At 45.2% G+C, this 18,367-nt stretch carries 17 protein-coding genes and 1 tRNA gene; 15 read left to right on the top strand and 3 right to left on the bottom strand.

Translation table 11 applies throughout. The features are described from left to right. Window positions 1–208: 208 nt before the first annotated feature. The 4 genes from BMX45_RS02280 (at window position 209) to odhB (ending at window position 6,138) form a co-directional block, all read left to right on the top strand. On the top strand, window positions 209–718 hold the full coding sequence (locus BMX45_RS02280; RefSeq protein ID WP_090908303.1) for a metallophosphoesterase family protein: 510 nt from the start codon (window positions 209–211) through the stop codon (window positions 716–718). A gap of 116 nt (window positions 719–834) precedes the next feature. Further along, a complete protein-coding gene (locus BMX45_RS02285) occupies window positions 835–1,734 on the top strand; it encodes a DUF72 domain-containing protein (RefSeq protein WP_254777920.1) in 900 nt (299 codons plus the stop codon). 247 nt (window positions 1,735–1,981) lie between these two features. Next, window positions 1,982–4,858, top strand: a complete 2,877-nt coding sequence (locus BMX45_RS02295) for a 2-oxoglutarate dehydrogenase E1 component (RefSeq protein WP_090908306.1) — start codon at window positions 1,982–1,984, stop codon at window positions 4,856–4,858. 5 nt (window positions 4,859–4,863) lie between these two features. Then, a complete protein-coding gene (gene odhB / locus BMX45_RS02300; protein WP_090908307.1) occupies window positions 4,864–6,138 on the top strand; it encodes a 2-oxoglutarate dehydrogenase complex dihydrolipoyllysine-residue succinyltransferase in 1,275 nt (424 codons plus the stop codon). A gap of 79 nt (window positions 6,139–6,217) precedes the next feature. Here odhB and BMX45_RS31190 read toward each other — a convergent pair whose 3' ends face one another. After that, complete coding sequence (locus BMX45_RS31190; protein WP_015736214.1) at window positions 6,218–6,385, bottom strand: hypothetical protein; 168 nt, start codon at window positions 6,383–6,385, stop codon at window positions 6,218–6,220. A 175-nt stretch (window positions 6,386–6,560) separates the two neighbouring features. On the opposite strand from BMX45_RS31190, the gene BMX45_RS02305 reads away from it, so the two are divergent. From BMX45_RS02305 to selB, 5 genes are all read left to right on the top strand, one after another. After that, entirely contained in the window at window positions 6,561–7,643 is a 1,083-nt protein-coding gene (locus BMX45_RS02305) for a lactonase family protein (RefSeq protein WP_090908308.1), read from the top strand. Window positions 7,644–7,883: 240 nt separating this feature from the next. Further along, window positions 7,884–8,675 carry an SDR family oxidoreductase gene (locus BMX45_RS02310; RefSeq protein ID WP_015736211.1) on the top strand — a complete coding sequence of 264 codons (792 nt, stop codon included), beginning with the start codon at window positions 7,884–7,886 and terminating at the stop codon, window positions 8,673–8,675. A 90-nt stretch (window positions 8,676–8,765) separates the two neighbouring features. Then, on the top strand, window positions 8,766–9,014 hold the full coding sequence (locus tag BMX45_RS02315) for a YuzB family protein (RefSeq protein WP_090908309.1): 249 nt from the start codon (window positions 8,766–8,768) through the stop codon (window positions 9,012–9,014). A 381-nt stretch (window positions 9,015–9,395) separates the two neighbouring features. Continuing rightward, complete coding sequence (gene selA / locus BMX45_RS02320) at window positions 9,396–10,787, top strand: L-seryl-tRNA(Sec) selenium transferase (RefSeq protein ID WP_090908310.1); 1,392 nt, start codon at window positions 9,396–9,398, stop codon at window positions 10,785–10,787. A 29-nt stretch (window positions 10,788–10,816) separates the two neighbouring features. Next, complete coding sequence (gene selB, locus BMX45_RS02325) at window positions 10,817–12,703, top strand: selenocysteine-specific translation elongation factor (protein WP_090908311.1); 1,887 nt, start codon at window positions 10,817–10,819, stop codon at window positions 12,701–12,703. Between the two features lie 9 nt (window positions 12,704–12,712). On the opposite strand, the gene BMX45_RS31195 is transcribed toward selB, so the two are convergent. Beyond that, window positions 12,713–12,808: transfer RNA gene (locus tag BMX45_RS31195), tRNA-Sec, on the bottom strand. A gap of 300 nt (window positions 12,809–13,108) precedes the next feature. Here BMX45_RS31195 and tatC point away from each other — a divergent pair. From tatC to BMX45_RS02350, 5 genes are all read left to right on the top strand, one after another. Then, on the top strand, window positions 13,109–13,888 hold the full coding sequence (tatC, locus tag BMX45_RS02330; RefSeq protein ID WP_175495021.1) for a twin-arginine translocase subunit TatC: 780 nt from the start codon (window positions 13,109–13,111) through the stop codon (window positions 13,886–13,888). A 13-nt stretch (window positions 13,889–13,901) separates the two neighbouring features. Next, a complete protein-coding gene (locus BMX45_RS02335) occupies window positions 13,902–14,060 on the top strand; it encodes a twin-arginine translocase TatA/TatE family subunit (protein WP_036661523.1) in 159 nt (52 codons plus the stop codon). 20 nt (window positions 14,061–14,080) lie between these two features. Continuing rightward, window positions 14,081–14,605 carry a MauE/DoxX family redox-associated membrane protein gene (locus tag BMX45_RS02340; protein ID WP_090908313.1) on the top strand — a complete coding sequence of 175 codons (525 nt, stop codon included), beginning with the start codon at window positions 14,081–14,083 and terminating at the stop codon, window positions 14,603–14,605. An 11-nt stretch (window positions 14,606–14,616) separates the two neighbouring features. Beyond that, window positions 14,617–15,210: a TlpA family protein disulfide reductase gene (locus BMX45_RS02345; RefSeq protein ID WP_090908314.1), complete on the top strand. Its 594-nt coding sequence runs from the start codon at window positions 14,617–14,619 to the stop codon at window positions 15,208–15,210. 528 nt (window positions 15,211–15,738) lie between these two features. Then, the gene (locus BMX45_RS02350) at window positions 15,739–16,335 is read left to right on the top strand and encodes a hypothetical protein (protein WP_090908315.1); all 597 of its coding nucleotides are present in this window, start codon (window positions 15,739–15,741) and stop codon (window positions 16,333–16,335) included. A gap of 80 nt (window positions 16,336–16,415) precedes the next feature. On the opposite strand, the gene BMX45_RS02355 is transcribed toward BMX45_RS02350, so the two are convergent. After that, window positions 16,416–17,321: an oxygen-dependent tRNA uridine(34) hydroxylase TrhO gene (locus BMX45_RS02355; protein ID WP_090908316.1), complete on the bottom strand. Its 906-nt coding sequence runs from the start codon at window positions 17,319–17,321 to the stop codon at window positions 16,416–16,418. Window positions 17,322–17,522: 201 nt separating this feature from the next. Between BMX45_RS02355 and BMX45_RS02360 the strand changes: the two genes are divergently transcribed. Next, on the top strand, window positions 17,523–18,161 hold the full coding sequence (locus BMX45_RS02360) for an SGNH/GDSL hydrolase family protein (protein WP_090908777.1): 639 nt from the start codon (window positions 17,523–17,525) through the stop codon (window positions 18,159–18,161). The last annotated feature ends 206 nt before the right edge of the window (window positions 18,162–18,367 follow it).

The following is an 18,367-nucleotide window of genomic DNA, read 5'->3' on the forward strand; positions in this document are numbered from 1 at the left end:
AGCTTGTACCTGCTTGCTCGTACATTCTATTCGGCGGGCGGACAAACTAAAACTGAATTGGAAATTTTTTCTGGCTTAAAAGAAGACATGAAAAACCGCGCAGTTCCCTGTGCGGTTTTATTTGATTTCGTTTATTTGGTAGGATATAGATGAATGTCAGATGGCTGATATTGCAGCATTACATAACTATAAGAAGAGGTGCATCCCAATGAGCCGCCCATATCGGATTACGGTATTGTCAGACACCCATATGCCCAAAAAAGCGAAGGAACTGCCAGACCCGCTGCTAGAAGATTTACAGCAATCGGAGCTTATTCTTCATGCCGGAGACTGGTCCGATTGGGAGCTCTACGAGCTGTTAAGTCAATATGCTCCCGTGGAGGGAGTGGCCGGTAATGTGGATGACGCGCGGATCGTGGAACGCTTTGGATATAAAAAACGGGTTGAAATCGAGGGCAAGCGCATCGGGATTGTGCACGGACACGGTCAAGGCGGAACGACGCCATCACGAGCCAGAAAAGCTTTTGCAGATACGGAAGTGGACTGCATCTTGTTCGGCCACTCCCATATCCCCTTTAAAGAAGAGGTACAGGGGGTCCTGCTGTTCAATCCCGGTTCCGCTACGGATAAAAGGCGGCAGCCCCGTTATTCGCATGGAAGGATCGAGATCCTGGACGGAAAACTGGAAGCCCATCATGTTTTTTATGATCGGAAGTGAACGAAATCAAGGCAATGGTAAAATCAGTATGGGGCTGCCTGCTTTTGAAATCACCCGTATCAGGTTAATTAATAGAAGTCCCCGATATGGTAAATCATGTGGATGAGAGGATTGTTATGTCAAAGGAAGATAATCAAAAAGATGTGATTCAGGTAGGTTTGTCCGGGTGGGGAGATCATGACAAGCTGTATGACGAAGGGGCAAGGCCTGCAGATAAACTGGAAATGTACAGCAGGCATTTTCCCATCGTGGAGATGGACAATTCGTTCTATGCCATACCCTCGCCGGAACAAATGACAAAATGGGCGGCAGCCGTCCCGGACCATTTCGGTTTTATTGTAAAGGCCTATCAGGGCATGACAGGACATGCCCGCGGACAGGGCAAGGACAGATACCCCAGCGTAAAAGCGATGTTCGATCATTTGCTTGCATCGGTCGAAGAATTGCGAGCGGCGGACAAATTAAGGACCGTGCTTTTCCAATACCCGCCATGGTTTGGTTGCGAACGCAAGCATGTGGACACTCTGAAGCGTACGCGGGAATGGATGAAGGACGTTCCGGTAGCCTTGGAGTTTCGCCATCAGAGCTGGTATGCGCCGGAGTTTCGCGAGAAGACCCTCGCATTTATGCGGAGCGAGGGCTGGATCCACAGCATAGCTGACGAGCCGCAAGCCGGTATCGGATCGGTGCCGGTCGTACTTGAGACATCCGGCACGGAGGCCGTGATGATCCGGATGCACGGACGCAACGCCGATGGGTGGCATTCCAGCGGTCAGCCCAACTGGCGAGAGGTCCGGTATTTGTACCGTTACAGTTCGGGAGAATTGGAACAGCTGAGAGGATGGATAGAACAATTGCTAAAGAAAGCGAAGCAGTGCTGGATCATCTTCAACAACAATTCAGGCGGCGATGCTTCCGACAACGCCAAACAGCTTCTTCAATTGCTGGGGATGGACACCGGGCCCGAGCCGCTGCGGCAGATGGACTGGCTGGAAGAGGATATTTTTTCCGAATAAATGGGGTTAAATGGAACTCCATACAGAGAACTGGTGAATGAGCGGACAAAACGTCAAAAAATTGACGCAAATTCATCTGTTTCTGAGATCATTATTATATATAAAGGGTATTTTCGGTATGGAGGCCAAGTGTATTATAATGTAATCGTAAGAAAACGTTTATTTAATGTAAAATGTAGTATGCAAAATGTAAAATTAGAAATTCCGTCCTTGAGCAATCAAAATAATCTGACGGAGGGAGTCAGCGATGAAGACCCTTGACAGAATGACAGAGGGACCATGGCAGAAATATCACGGTCCGAACTTGGGGTACATTCAAGATCAGTATGAGAAGTTTTTGCAAGACCCGCAATCTGTGGAGCCAGGATACCGCGAGCTGTTCGCCAGCTGGGGGCCGCCTCCATCTTTGGAAAACAATGAAAAGAAAGCGGATTCGCAGGGACAAGGTGTTAGCTACGACCCGCAATTGATGAAAAAAGGGGTAGCTGCCGGCAAACTGGTGTGGAACATTAGAACCTACGGTCATCTGGCCGCCGACATTGATCCGATTGGAATCGGAAACGAAGCCGACACGCGTCTGCTTCAACCGGAAAGCTACCAACTCAGCCAAGCGGATTTGGCCGCCCTGCCTGCAGAGATCGTCTGGGAGGAGGCTCCTGGCGATGTCAAGAACGGCTTAGAGGCAATCCAGCGGCTGTTGCAACTATATACAGGCTCCATTGCCTATGAATTTAGCCACGTCCACGATGAAGAAGAACGCAAGTGGCTCAATCAGCAGGCCGAATCTGGCCGCTACTTGACCGACATGAGCGTTGAAGAGCGCAGGGGACTGTTGAAGAAGCTGCTCGAAGCCGAGCAGTTCGAGGAATTCCTGCATCGCACGTTCGTAGGCGCGAAGCGCTTCTCGGTTGAGGGCAACGAGGCACTCGTGCCGCTGCTCGACGAGATCGTTCGCCAAATGGCCGAAGCGGATGTCAACTCCATTCTCGTGGGTATGGCGCACCGCGGACGTTTGAACGTCCTGGCTCATGTACTGGGCAAGGATTACGGCAAGATTTTCTCGGAGTTCATGCACTCTCCGAATAAACACTTGGTGCCGTCCGAAGGCTCCATGGGCATCAACTACGGCTGGACGGGCGACGTAAAGTACCACTTGGGCGCGGACCGTTACCTGAAGAAGGATGAAGCCCGGCAGGTTCGGATCACGCTTGCGAACAATCCGAGTCACCTGGAATACGTCAATCCGGTAGTAGAGGGCTTTGCTCGTGCCGCCCAGGAGGATCGCAGCGAAGCGGGTTATCCGAAGCAGGATGTGAACAAAGCGCTGAGCATTCAGATTCATGGCGATTCCGCGTTCCCTGGCGAAGGCATTGTGCCGGAAACCTTGAACTTCAATAAACTGCCTGCGTTCCGTACGGGCGGATCGATTCACATCATCGTGAACAACCGCATCGGATTTACGACGGAAGGCAAGGATTCCAGATCGACTCATTATGCGAGCGATTTGGCAAAAGGTTATGAGATTCCGATTATCCACGTGAACGCGGATGATCCGGAAGCGTGTATCGCAGTGGCCCGTCTTGCCAGTGATTACCGCAACAAGTTCAAGAAGAGCATTCTGATCGATCTTGTCGGCTACCGGAAATATGGCCACAACGAGACGGACGATCCGGAAACGACCCAGCCGCTGATCTACCAGAAGGTGAAGAACCATCCAACCGTCAGCACGATTTATATGAAGAAACTGATGGATGGAAACATTCTGACCCAAGAACAAGTGGACGGTTTGAAGAATGGCGTCGTGGAGGTCTTGAAGAACTCTTATGAGAACGTGAAGACGAAGGATCCGGTTGATCAGATTCTGCTCGGACTGAACCCTACGGACGGCAAAACCAAGACGGAAGCCGCGACGAATGTATCTGCAGAGGTGCTGCGCGGCATTAACCGCGAGCTCCTGCAGTGGCCTGAAGGCTTTACGGTATATCCGAAGCTTCAACGCATCCTCGAGCGGCGCAGCAACTCGCTTGACGAGGGCGAGAAGGTGGACTGGGGTCATGCCGAAACGCTGGCCTTCGCTACGATTCTTGCTGACGGCAAGCCGATCCGGATTACGGGACAGGATGCCGAACGTGCAACGTTTGCCCATCGAAACCTGGTGCTTCACGATGCGGTCAATGGAGAAACCTTCTGCCCGCTGCACCGGCTGCCGCAAGCCAAGGCATCGTTCGCGATCCACAACAGCCCGCTGACCGAAGCTGCGGTCGTTGGATTTGAATATGGCTACAATGTGTACTCTCCCGAGACTTTGGTGATCTGGGAAGCGCAGTACGGCGATTTCGTCAACTGTGCACAGGTGATCATCGACCAGTTCATTACGGCCGGCCGTTCGAAGTGGAGACAGAAGTCCAGCTTGGTGATGCTGCTTCCTCACGGCTATGAAGGAAACGGCCCAGAGCACTCCAGTGCTAGATTGGAACGCTTTCTCCAGCTGAGCGGCGAGGATAACTGGACGGTTGCGAATCTGACTTCGGCCGCCCAATATTTCCACCTGCTGCGCAAACAGGCTTCCCTGACCAACACGGACGATGCCAAGCCGCTGGTGGTTATGGCTCCGAAGAGCTTGATCCGTAACCCGCGTGTCGCGTCGCCTGTGAACGCGTTCAGCGAGGGCGGTTTCCAGAAGGTAATGGAACAGCCGGGTCTAGGTCAAACACCTAAGAAGGTGGAACGCCTTGTATTGTGCTCGGGGAAAATTGCGATCGACTTGGAAGACGCGCTGGATAAGCAGAAGGGTGAGGACCAATCCTGGATCCACATTCTTCGTGTGGAACAGTTGTATCCTTTCCCTAAAGAAGAAATTTCCCGTGTGATGCAAAAGTATCCGAACCTGAAAGAGATTCTGTGGGTTCAGGAAGAGCCTCAGAACATGGGCGGCTGGAGCTTCATGGAGCCGAGAATTCGTGAAATTGCACCTAAAGGCACAGAGGTCCGTTACAGCGGACGTCCTGAGCGTTCGAGCCCTGCTAGCGGGTATCAGGATGTTCATGCTTATGAGCAACAGACCATCATTTCTTTTGCCCTTAATCGTAAAACTATAAATCAAGAGATCTCATTGGGGAGGTAGCGGCTGTGAGCGAAATTACTGTACCAGCTATGGGCGAATCCATCACCGAAGGAACGATATTCAAATGGCACGTGAAGGAAGGGGATAGCGTCAACATCGGTGATGTGCTGCTCGAGTTAGAAACGGATAAGGTTAATCTTGAAATTAGCGCAGAGTCTGAAGGCGTTGTGGAAAAAATCCTTCGTCAAGAAGGGGAGAACGTAACGATCGGCGAAGTGATCGGTCAAATTTCTCCGCAGGAAGGCGTTGCAAGCGCATCGGCGCCGAAGTCGGCTGAAGCTCCTGCCTCCGTGCAAACGGAAGCTGCTTCGGCACCCGCCGCAGAAGCACCGAAACCGCAAGCTCCGGTACCGGCTCAGAACGAGGAAGGAGCAGGCCTGACTGCATCGCCATCCGCACGCAAACTGGCTCGTGAACGCGGGATTGATCTGGACCAGGTACAGGGCCGCGACCCGATCGGTCGGATTTACCATGATGATGTGAAGAATCATAACGAAGCTAAGCCGTCTGCTGCGCCTAGCAAGCCGGCAGCTTCAACGCCTGCACCGGCAGCACAAGCACCTGCTGCCGAGTATGGCAAACCGGTTGAACGTACCCGCATGTCCCGTCGTCGTCAAACGATTGCGAATCGATTGGTCGAAGCGCAGCATACGGCTGCCATGCTGACGACCTTCAATGAAGTGGATATGACCGCGATCCTGGACGTGCGCAAGCGTCGTAAGCAAGCATTCCAAGAGAAGCATGACGTAGGGCTCGGTTTCATGTCCTTCTTCACCAAAGCGGTCGTGGGTGCGTTGAAGAGATTCCCGCATCTGAACGCCGAAATCGACGGCGACGATATCGTCGTGAAGAAATTCTATGATATCGGTATTGCGGTATCCGCCAAAGAAGGGCTTGTCGTTCCGGTCGTTCGCGATGCCGATCGTCTTGGTTTTGCCGAGATTGAGAAGGAAATCGGGAATCTGGCTGCCAAAGCCCGCAATAACGCGCTGTCCTTGTCTGAACTGCAAGGCGGTACGTTTACGATTACGAATGGCGGCGTTTTCGGCTCGCTCTTGTCCACGCCGATTCTGAATACGCCTCAGGTGGGTATCCTCGGCATGCACAAAATCCAGCTTCGCCCGGTAGCGATTGATGCTGAACGCATGGAAAATCGTCCGATGATGTACATCGCATTGTCTTACGATCATCGGATCGTTGACGGTTCCGAGGCGGTTCGCTTCCTGGTAACCGTGAAAGAGCTCCTCGAAGATCCGGAGTCGCTGCTTTTGGAAGGATAATCATCCAAGCCAAAGAGACTCATCACCTATATAAGAAGGCCGCATGGCAGTGTCCATGCGGCCTTCTTATATTGCCCGATTAGGATTTAGATTGATTTTTATCGTCTGGATCGGGAAGATCCCGGGGGTTCCAATTCTCAGCCTGAGGCTCCACATCCTGATGGTTCTTCACCTTGTCGCGTTGTTCTTGGGAGTCGTTCTCCGTGTCCTGATGATTGCGCACTTCTTCGCTGTTCGGTTGTTTCATGGGAATACCTCCTTCAGTCAATGTAATACATACATACCCGGTATGGCAAAAGACAAACAGGCTGCAAACGGCAAGTCATTTGATTTTCATCAGGGTTGAAGTTAACATGGTAACTGGAAGCATCACTACATAGGACATGAAAATGATAGATATACGAGAGGAGAGATCGGATATTATGGCGAATCCATCACAGCGCACACTGCTGTTTACTGGTGCGTATGCGGAAGATAATCAAAGCGGGGTATGTGTTTATGAATTTAACGAGGACAGCGGCGAACTGAAGCTGCTCGATGAAGTATCCGGCATTAAGAATCCCACTTTCTTGAACGTCGATCCGGATAACGGACGTTTGTATGCCATCGGCGAAATTGCAGAGCAAGGCGGCAAAGCAGCCGAGGTCATCAGCTTTGAAATTGACTCGGAGGCCGGCAAACTGACCGAATTGAATCGTACCCGCAGTGTCAGCAGCTCCACTTGCCACATTCAGCGTGATGAATCCAGCAAGTATCTGATAGTTTCGAGTTATCATGGAGGCCTGGTAGGTCTTCATTCGATCGGTGAGCATGGACAAGCCGACAGACTGCTGGATGAGAAGAAACATGCGGATCTCGTGGAAGTGCATGATGATCAGCAATCCAGAGCGCACTCGGCATTTTATAGTCCGGATGGTCAATATGTGTTCGTACAGGACCTGGGATTGGACAAGATTCTTGCATACACGATAAATGAGAATAAGCAAGAGCTGAGCTTTCACGGCGAAACCCAGCTGGATGCCGGCGTAGGGCCCCGTCACTTGGCTTTCCATCCAAGCGGTGCCTATGCTTATGTCATCAACGAGCTGAATTCCAGTGTCACAGTGCTTCGCTATGATCAAGAAGCAGGACGTTTAGAGGTGCTGGAAACGGTATCGACATTGCCTGCGGATTTTGACGGGGAGAGCTATTGTGCCGAAATCGCCGTGTCCCCGGATGGCAAAACGGTATACGGATCGAACCGCGGACATGACAGCATTGTAGTATTTAACGTGCATGAAGATACCGGTCGTTTAAGTCCGGTTCAATATATTTCGACGGAGGGCGGCCATCCGCGTCATTTTACGCTCATGCCGGGGGGCAAATTCCTTATCGTTGCCAATCGGGACGGGAATAACCTGGTATTGTTTAACGTGAATCCGGAAGACGGAAAGCTTGACTTTACTGGATATACGGTTTCGCAATCCAAGCCGGTATGCGTAAAACCTGCGGTATTCCAACGATAGGCCTGGAAGACCCGATCCTCTCATAGGAAATGAATGCAAAGAGATCGTTCTTACGGCTCGTGTGGTAAGGTGTTACCATGAGGCGGGGGACGATTTCTTTTTTTCTATCGGGTTAGGCATTACCGAAGGGATATGCTTTGATTGCTGCTAGCTGCATGGCAGGCTCGGATTGCCAAGATTCAGATACGGACTCATTGGGTTATCTATAATCATGAAAACTTAAACGAGGAGGTTGTGGCAATGACAACAAATCAACGTTTGGATGGTAAAGTAGCCATCGTTACCGGTGCTGGTTCCGGAATCGGCCGGGCCGCAGCCCTTCTTATGGCAGAGCAAGGAGCTAAACTGCTGTTGATCGACATCGATCGTGAACGCGTAGAAAATGTGAAGAAAACCATAGAAGATGGCGGGGGCGAGGTGCTCACGGGCAACTGCGATATTTCCAAAGCGGAATCGCTGAAGGATTGCTTCAGTCAAGCCGCTGAGCAGTGGGGAAAGATTGATATCGTATTTGCGAATGCCGGTATTAATGGGACCAAGGCTCCGATCGAGATCATGGAGCTGGATGAATGGGATGCGACCATTAACACAAATTTGAGAGGAACGTTTGCTACGGTAAAATACGCGATTCCTTACTTAAAGGATCATGGCGGAAGCATCATCATTACAAGCTCCATTAACGGAAACCGGGTGTTTACCGGGTTTGGTTTCTCCGCATACAGCACCACGAAGGCGGGACAGGTGGCTTTCATGAAGATGGCGGCGCTGGAGCTCGCCCGTTACAAAATTCGGGTGAATGCCATATGCCCAGGCGCGATTGCAACGAATATTGATGAGAGCACCATTGCGAAGCCGGAGCTGGACGAGGTGACGATTCCGATTGAATATCCGGAGGGAGACCAGCCTTTGGCGGACGGACCGGGACAGCCATCACAGGTTGCTCAGCTCGTAGCCTTTCTGGCATCGGATGATGCTTCCCATATTACCGGTACGGAAATTTATATCGATGGTGCGGAATCCCTCATCCATTGATCAATCCCTACGATCGATTTGACAAATTCATGCGTTTTCCTCATAATGAATGAACGAATTGTCAAATGAATAGTGGTGATAAAGATGGGGATGGGGATTGTTGTTGTGGAGATTTGCGACAGCAACTTGATGAGTGCTTTGGAGCTTGAGCATCTGGAGGAATTGTATCCCGAAATCGCTGTCCTGCGGGCGGATTGCATGAATCTTTGCGGTCTATGCAAGCTCCGTCCATATGCACTGGTGAATGGTAACCGTGTATTCGCGGCAACGACGGAAGAATGCGTCGAGAAGATCAAAGCTGCCATCGAAGCTGAATTGGCTGTTTTCCACGATATTTAATCGCTAGAAACAATTAAATACATGTTGATATAATCCCTTTTAGCACTCAAATGGAAAAGTACATCTGAAACGATGACTTAACTTTTGTTGGCTGAAAGGGATTTTTACATATTGCAACATAAAAAATTTGAATTCGTTATTCTACACGATCTGAAGAGCAACATTCCATCTTAAGAATTATTTAGAATTTCAATTTTAGCGGTTGCTTGATACAGAAACTATGATTATACTTTGATTCAAAAGGAATAAATTATGAAAATAAATATACTTATACTATAATTGGCATCTTGTAAAAAATAAACCATAAGATATCCCTTCATACAATATACACTATAAATTGATGTAATTAAGTATTCCTATACTAAAACCAAGGAGAAATATATGATCCTTCGTTCTATTCCCTCTGTTGCCAGCATATTAAACAATCCCATTATAAAAAATATAGCAAAAAATCATGCAGTATCATCCGACTATATCACAATATTAATAAAAAAGTATCTTGAAGAAGTGAGAAGCGATATCGTCTCAGGGCAGTTGACATCCATATCGGAGGACCAATTGCTAAACGATTTTGTCGATTATATTTGGAAGCGTTTAAAACCCAAGATGGTTCCAGTCGTCAATGCCACTGGCGTTGTTTTGCATACCAATTTAGGACGGTCCGTACTTCCGAATGAGGTTAATCAGCATCTAACAAAAATAGCCGGAAGATACTCGAATTTAGAATATAATCTTGAAACGGGAAAGCGCGGATCCAGACATGATATCGTCGAACAAATTATTACGACTTTGACGGGTGCTGAAGCAGCCTTGGTTGTAAATAATAATGCGTCTGCTGTATTTCTGATACTCAAGGCAATAGCTTCAGGAAAGGAGGTTGTTGTATCCCGAGGTGAAATTGTTGAAATCGGCGGATCATTTCGTATTTCTGACATCATGAAGGAAAGCGGGGCTGTTCTTAACGAAGTTGGTACAACTAACCGCACATATACTTATGACTATGAGCGAGCAATCAATGAGAATACGGCTATGTTGCTTAAGGTTCACAAGAGCAATTTTGTAATGAATGGATATACGCATTCTGTAATGACTGAAGACCTCGTCATGCTCGGACAGAAGCATCATATTCCGGTGTATGAGGATCTTGGCAGCGGTGTATTATACGATTTGAAAAAACACAATATCGGAAACGAGCCGTTTATTAAAGAGATTGTCGACAAAAAAGTAGATTTGATCAGCTTTAGCGGCGATAAATTGTTAGGAGGACCTCAAGCCGGCATTATTATTGGTAGACGCGATCTAATTAATACATTAAAGAAAAATCCGCTCATCAGAGCCTTGCGACCGGATAAGTTAACTCTCGCTGCTTTAGAATCCACGCTATTATTGTATCTTGATGAAAAAAAGTTGGTAGAAGAACTACCTACACTTAGAGATATCCTGCTTACGCCACAAGAAATTAAGAAAAAGGCAGAGGAACTTCGTGACCTACTGTTAGACGACTATAAACCATATGCTGAAATCATTCCAGATTACTCTGAGATCGGTGGCGGGTCGATGCCTGATGTAAAATTGCCTTCTTTTGTTGTCGCCATTAATTCCGATCGATTCGATGTACAGTGGTTGGAAAGAGAACTACGAAAGAATGATCCTCCCATCATTGCTCGAATTCATAAGAATGCTCTTCTTCTAGATGCTAGGACGATACAGGCGGACGAAATTGTGATTGTTGCGCAAGGATTAAACGAGATCTTTGGGACCCGGATGATTTAAAACTATTGAATAGCATTGGAGATCAAACTATGTATTATACGATTGGAATCGCTGGTCATATTAACCACGGTAAGACTTCATTAACGAAGGCATTAACGAATATTGATACCGACCGTTTGAAAGTAGAAAAGGAAAGAAATATCTCCATTGAGCTAGGTTATGCTCAATTCTCATTATTTGGTATAGAAGCATCCATTATCGATGTACCGGGACATGAAAAATTCATAAAAAAAATGATTGCGGGGGTCGCAGGGATAGACCTTGTCATCCTGGTCGTTGCCGCAGATGAAGGGGTAATGCCCCAGACGAGAGAGCATATTGAAATTCTAACGCTGTTAGGGATCGTGAATGGCCTAATCGTTGTCACGAAAATTGATAGGGTAGAACATGATTTTCTGAAGATGGTAGTGGAAGATATAAACAAGGTTGTAAAAGGCTCCATTTTTGAAGGAGTTGAAGTGTTGTTTGTGGATAATATAAGCAAAACAGGGATGTATGAACTTAAGCTATCGCTACATGAGAAGTTGAAAAAAATCCCGCAACGCGTTTCTAACGGAGCTTTAAGATTACCGATTGACCAGGTTTTTACCATTCACGGTCATGGAGTCGTTGTAAGAGGGACGATATACGAAGGGGTTGTAAATAAAGGGGATACGTTAACCGTATTGCCACAACAATGCGCCGTAAAGGCAAAGGAAGTTCAAATACATAACTGTTCTAAAGATAAAGCTTCGGCAGGTCAGCGAGTAGCCATAAATATAGGTGGTGCACTTAAACAAAGCAAAATAAAGAGGGGCGATGTTATCGTCACATCGACCCATTTCACACTAAGTACGATGATTGATGTGTCACTTAACTCAGTAAATCATCTTCAATATCCTGTAAAACAACGTACCCCCATCCATTTTTATTGTGGAACAACTGAATCTTCGGGATACATTGTGTTCTTCGATCGTAATGAATTACGCGAAAGCTCTGAAGTTTTGTGTCAAATTCGATTAAAGAATCCGATTGTCGTTAAACGCGGCGATCGTTTTATTATAAGACGACCTTCACCTCCAGAAACCATTGGTGGCGGATGGGTTATTGGTACGGCCGGCGAAAAATATCGATTTGGTGAAGAAACGATTCAGAAATTATTGCAACAAAGAGAAGCAAATCCGGAAGAAAGAGTACTAGATCTATTATCAACAAAAAAAAGTTTGGACAAGAATGAAATAATTAAGTCATTGTCAATTAGCGGCGATCAAATCGACGTAATACTAAATGGGATGATAGACAGCGATCAAATTGTTGAAATCGAGCCTAGTTTTTTCACTTCTAGGGAAGTTTATAAAGATGCAGGATCGCAGGTAAAGGCTGAAGTGCACAAATACCATGGATTAAATCCTTTTCGAATCGGGATAGGCAAAGCAGAGTGCATTCAAATTTTGGAAAGAAAGTTTCCTAAAAAACTAATTGAAGCGGTAATAAAAAAAGAAATAAAAAAGGGAACCATTGCAAGGGAGCAGCACATTATTTATTTGACAGATTTTGAGCCTCATATCCCGAAAGAACTTGTGTCGAAATTTGACAGAGTTTTAGACAATTTAAAGCAGGATCGGATGGAGGTGAAGGAATGGGGGGAATACTTGAGAAGCGAAAATATTCAAAGTCGATTTGAACATGAATCATATCATTTCATGATTACGAAAAAACTGGGTTATCCAATAGGCGATAAACATCTTATTCATTATGAAACTTTTGAGGATCAATATAAATTACTATATCACGCAACACAACAACTTCCATTTTCTCTGCAAGATGCAAGGGAGATCTTAAGTATACCAAGAAAAAATCTAGTTAAGTTTCTCGAACTTCTGGACCACTTACAATTTACCCAGAGAGTAAAAGAGATCCGAAAATGGACATTGTGAATGAATTAATGGCGAGACTGTGTGGGAATCGAACCCACCGGAGATCCAATAATCTCCCAAAAGGTTTTGAAGACCTAGAGGAACACCAGTATCCCAGCCAGCCTCAAATATCTAATTTTGGAACCTTATTATACAACTATATATTCACATTATCAAGCATCGTCTAAGATCAAAGTTCGTAGTTCAGTTTCATATTTAGGCAATCATACTTTTTGAGCTAATGGTCCTATTTGAAAGAATTATTAATATAACTATAATAAATATTACCAAGTAAATATTTGGGTTGTATTTCTTTTATTTGGATATTTTAAAGAATATTGAAATGATATGCTGGAAGGAGGGAGATTAAGTCAAATTCCATCGGCGTTTCGATCTTAGCAATCCGAATACTATTACTCGTAATACTTGGGAGAGAAAATGTTAAATGAAATTGAAAAAATAAGCGCTATTGAAGAACCTCGTATTTATGATAACGATTCCAAGAAATTTATTGAACATTTTTATGAGCTTCGAAAGAGATTACTTTATTTCGTAGCTGCATTTTTAACGAGTTTAATCATTACCTATTTTACATCGCCATATGTTGTGAATTTGTTGAAATCGTCAGCAATTGCTCACGAAATTGAACTAAATGTTTTTAAAGTCACGGAATCCGTTTCTATTTATGCTAAAACGATGCTCCTTCAAAGCGTGTGTTTGTCATTTCCAATCTTAATTATGCAATTGTTTCTTTTTATTAAGCCGGCAATTAGCAAGAATATCACAAAGGGCTTTATAGTTTTCTCAATTATCGTATCTATCCTCTTTTTTCTTGGAGTGCTCATTGGCTATTACTTCCTGACACCATTTTTATTTTCCTTTTTTCTGGGTGTTACCGAGGAACTGAGTATGAATACGATGTATAACTTCTCCGATTACTTTCAGTTCGTATTTATGATCTGTTTATTGGCCGGATTAATACTGGAAATCCCCGCATTTATGGTTTTTTTAACTCATCTAGGAATCATATCCCCGACTACAATTAAGAAATTTCGTAAATTTTTATATCCCATCTTTTGTATAACTGCTGTTGTTTTAACTCCACCTGACTTTATTTCGGATATTACCGCAATGATTTTATTAATCTCTATTTTCGAAATTGGGCTAGCATTGTGCGCTTTTTTAGAAAATAAACGGAAGAACTGAAAGGGGGGAGCTTATGTTTAATCAAATCGGCGTCCCAGGCATTATTTTATTGTTGATTCTTGGCCTTATCGTATTTGGGGCGAAGAATTTACCGTCAATGGGAAGATCGCTAGGCTCCGCTGTGAAAGAATTTAAAGAAGGGATTTCGAGTAAAGAACCTAATGATCAATAAAATCGAAGGGAACTATATTTATGTTAGAGCTAGCGGGCAGCATATTAAAAGTTGTGTTTTTCTTGATTTTTTTAATATCCTCGGTACCAAAGCTTGCCAACATAAAAAAATTCGTTGATGGCGTCATCGAGTATAGAGTCGTTCCAAGGAAATTATCTGTTATGTATGGTTATACCCTGCCTGTCATCGAACTGTTTGCTTCAATTTTGATTATATTTCACGCAAGTTCATCCTACGGCTTTATGATGACTTTGTTGCTGCTGGTCAGTTTTCTTATCGCGGATATCATGGTTATCAAGTCAAAACGATCCGTTACATGTTCATGTTTCGGAAACTTCTTGGAAAGCCAAGTTGATATTTTTTCGCTTTACCGAAATGGTGCCTTAATCGTATTGAATGTTTTGGCAATAGGATTAACATTTTCTCAACAATCTATATACTCAGTAGCATCATCGGTATTAGGCGTGGTTATAGTCTTAATCTACTTTCTATCGCAGAAAATATGGAATGATTATAAGAAAAACATGAAGCTATTAAAAGCCTAACGGGAGGGTTTATGGACATATTATTTTATTCTAATGTGCTCTTGTGGATAGTTGTTTTATTCATGTTGTTCTCATTATTTCTTATTTATAGACAATTTGGTTCCGTGTATTTGAGCACACGTGACGCCATTACTCGAGACGGTGTATCCATCGGGAGCAAGCTGCCTGAATTTTCAGCAAAATCGTATTTTTCGAATGAAAGAATACCGATCGATTCATTTTATCATAAACCGACATTGATTGCTTTTATCTCGCCTGGTTGCAAACCTTGCCAGGAGTTAATTCCCGAATGGAATAAAGCTTATATGAAATATAATGAAAAAATCAACTTTGTTATAGTAGGGCTCGGGGACAAGACTTCGTTTTCCAAACTTTTAGCGGATAAATCATTGATTGGCGAACTATTATTAGATGAAGAAAGAGAGATACTAGCATCCTGCCAGGTTAGAGTTACACCGTTTGCATTTGTTATAGACGAGAATGGGACAGTCAAAGGAAAAGGATTATGCAACGGTATCGAACACATCCATGGTTTAATATCGGCACTTGAAGGTGAATCTGTGTTAGTTGAAGATACAAATCTCCCTGAAAGGACGGTAAAATAAATGATTAAATGGCTTGAATCGGTTGATAGGTTTACTAAGGTTATGGCTGAAAACTTGGAACGAAAAGTTTCACGATCAACGTTCTTAAAAACAGTTCTTTCGACTGCTTTCCTTTCATTCGTTTCTTTCTCGGCACGTCCGGTTTTTGCGGATGGATCTTCCTCGTGGTGCCAACTTTGGGTATACGATCAATCTGCGACTTGTAATTTTCCTAACCGGAAAGCTTGTCCAGGGTGTTCAAGTTCACAATCAAGCAAATGTCCAACGGGTTATAAAGTCTCTTATGCGCATGGTTATCAATCGACAGGCTGCTGGTGTCTAGGTTATTCTTGGGGTTCCATAGCTTGTTGTGATTGTACATTAAACGGTAACGACTCCACTCGACCATACTCATCGGATTGTGGATGTGCCGTAACGATAAGATAATTTTAGGAGGAATTAGGATTGGAATATGTTGAATTCATCATATTGTTATTCCTGGCTTGCACAGCAGGCGTAACTAAAGTAAGCACAAATTGAGGGCTAAATGTGACCTTCGAGGTCAGTCTTCTCGGTGAGAAGAATTTAAAAACAAGAATGAAGTGCTGGGCTAACTACTTGATGGCTTCGTCCCTATCTGGCGCGTTATCAGGATTTTTGTATACTTTATTATTATTTGTCGTTTTCTCATGGTTGCCGTACATTCTAAAAATGATATTCATGATCGTATTAGTCGGATTATACATTCTGCATGATTTTAAAATTTTAAACTTAAAAGTCCCGCAGCGGAAATGGCAAATCCCAGCCTCTTGGGTTAATGGACCACCAGTTAGAAATATGTGGGTATGGGGAAGCATTCTGGGGGCAGGGATCTTTACGTATTTACCATTTATGACCTTTTATATCCTATATATTTATATAGGGCTCTTTAAAGATCCTACCATTGGCTTACTTTTCGGCTTTTTTTATGGTTTTTCGCGGGCACTGCCAACCGTACTTTTTACAATGAAGACAACTGAATTCGATATGGAGAAAGTTAAGAATTTGTATAAGAACAAAACCGGGTTTTATAAATCCATAAATGGTATTGCATCCACGTTATTCTTGATTTATTTAGTGATGGAGTTGACAATATCGCTAAAATGATAAATGTTCTAAATAAATAAGCGACCGTTCCTCGCAATTGTTAGGGACGGTCGCTTGTTATTTCTTCAGGTTATTTATAATCAGGAAGCATTGTGGCTTGCAGCAACAATCTCTTCACACTCCGCGGAGCAGCAGCCATGATGAAGCTCCTCACACTCTTCGCAGCATACATGCTGCAGGTGGCAAGCGTCATTATCGCAGTTGATATACCGATCTTCGGGCTTTCCGCAATGGTGGCATTTACCAACGATTACATCCTCGTCCGTTTGATTGATCGGCACGGAAATGCGCTCATCAAATACATAACATTTTCCGTCGAACAAACGGCCTTGTACTTCTGGGTCTTTCCCGTAGGTGACAATGCCGCCGTCAAGCTGGGCAACGTCTTTGAAGCCTTCCTTGAGCATAAAGCCGGTCAGTTTCTCACAGCGGATGCCCCCTGTGCAGTAAGTCAGGATGGTTTTATCCTTGTGCTCGCTCAGGTTCTCGCGAATCCATTCCGGAAACTCCCGGAAGGATTGCACCTCGGGTCTTATTGCATTGCGGAAATGACCGATGTCGTACTCATAATCATTCCGTCCGTCGATGACGATGACATCATCACGCTGCAAGTGTTCAAAGAATTCCTGGGGCGATAGGCGTTTTCCGCTGATCACGTTAGGGTCGAGCTCATCCTCGACACGGAACGTAACGAGTTCTTCGCGGTGACGGACGAACATCTTTTTGAAGGCGTGCCCTTCCGATGGGTCAATTTTGAACACCATATCCGCGAATAGCGGATTGGCGTGCATATCCTGCATATATTGCTCAGTCTGTTCAACCGTACCGGATACCGTACCATTGATGCCTTCGGATGCAACCAGGATGCGTCCTTTGAGCCCGAGATCTTTGCAGTATTGCAGATGCTCGTCTTTGAACGCTTCAGGGTCCGGGATTTGAACAAATTTATAATAGAGAAGGATCTGATAGTTCTGTTGCTCTGACATGATTTAATCACCTGTTCTTTATTAAGATTCAGCCATACGTATACCTATAGAATTGTAGTGAATTCATTCCACATAGTCAACTTAAATGTATAGAAAGTTTGCCATGATATGTGAATTTAAGGGGTTTCAGGAATGCTTGAAAGCGGTTATGATGAAGGGGTGAGCAGGAGAACACTTTCATTATTGGAGGCGTTGAACAGAATGGTACATATCGAGCAAAATGCACTCGTATTGTTTCAGGGCGACAGCATTACCGATTGCGGGCGAAATTACGAGGAGCCGGACAGTTTGGGGCACGGATATGCGCTGATGGCTGCTTCCCGGCTTGGTATGGAGCTGCCTTTGAAAAGGCTTCGTTTTGTAAACCGGGGAATCAGCGGCAACCGGGTCGTCGATCTGCGGGGGCGCTGGGAGGAAGATTGCATCGATCTGGATCCGACATGGGTATCCATCCTGGTCGGCATCAATGAAACCGGCAGGAGGTTTAATCGTGGCGAAACCACGTCCGTGGAAGCCTATTATGAAGGATACCGGGAGCTTCTTATCCAAACCCGCGAGTTAACCGGCGCCAGTTTCATTCTCATGGAGCCCTTTCTGCTGCCCGTTACGGAAGTGAAGAAGGAATGGCGGGAGGATTTGGATCCCAAAATTCAAGCCGTACGCGAATTGTCGCGCGAATTTGAAACCTTGTACGTTCCGCTCGACGGCATATTTGCTGCAGCCAGCGCCAAGATTGAGATGAGTTATTGGGCGCCCGATGGCGTGCATCCATCGCCGGCAGGGCATGCTCTAATGGCAGATGCGTGGCTTGCGACCATGCAGGGCCGTTCCATTCTGTAGACGCTGAGTTTTTTTCTACTATATAAATAGGGTTTCGTTATACTGGCATCCCCGGAGACGTATGACATCCGGGGATGTTCTTTATGGAAAGCATCCTCCCTTAGAAAATCTTGATTGACGAATACAATTGGGTACATATAAAATGTTCATAATAGACCGTTGTTCAATAGGAACGACTTATTTTTTGACTTTAATGCTTTCGTCTA

This window comes from Paenibacillus sp. cl141a, from assembly GCF_900109305.1.
Classification (GTDB): domain Bacteria; phylum Bacillota; class Bacilli; order Paenibacillales; family Paenibacillaceae; genus Paenibacillus_AQ; species Paenibacillus_AQ lautus_A.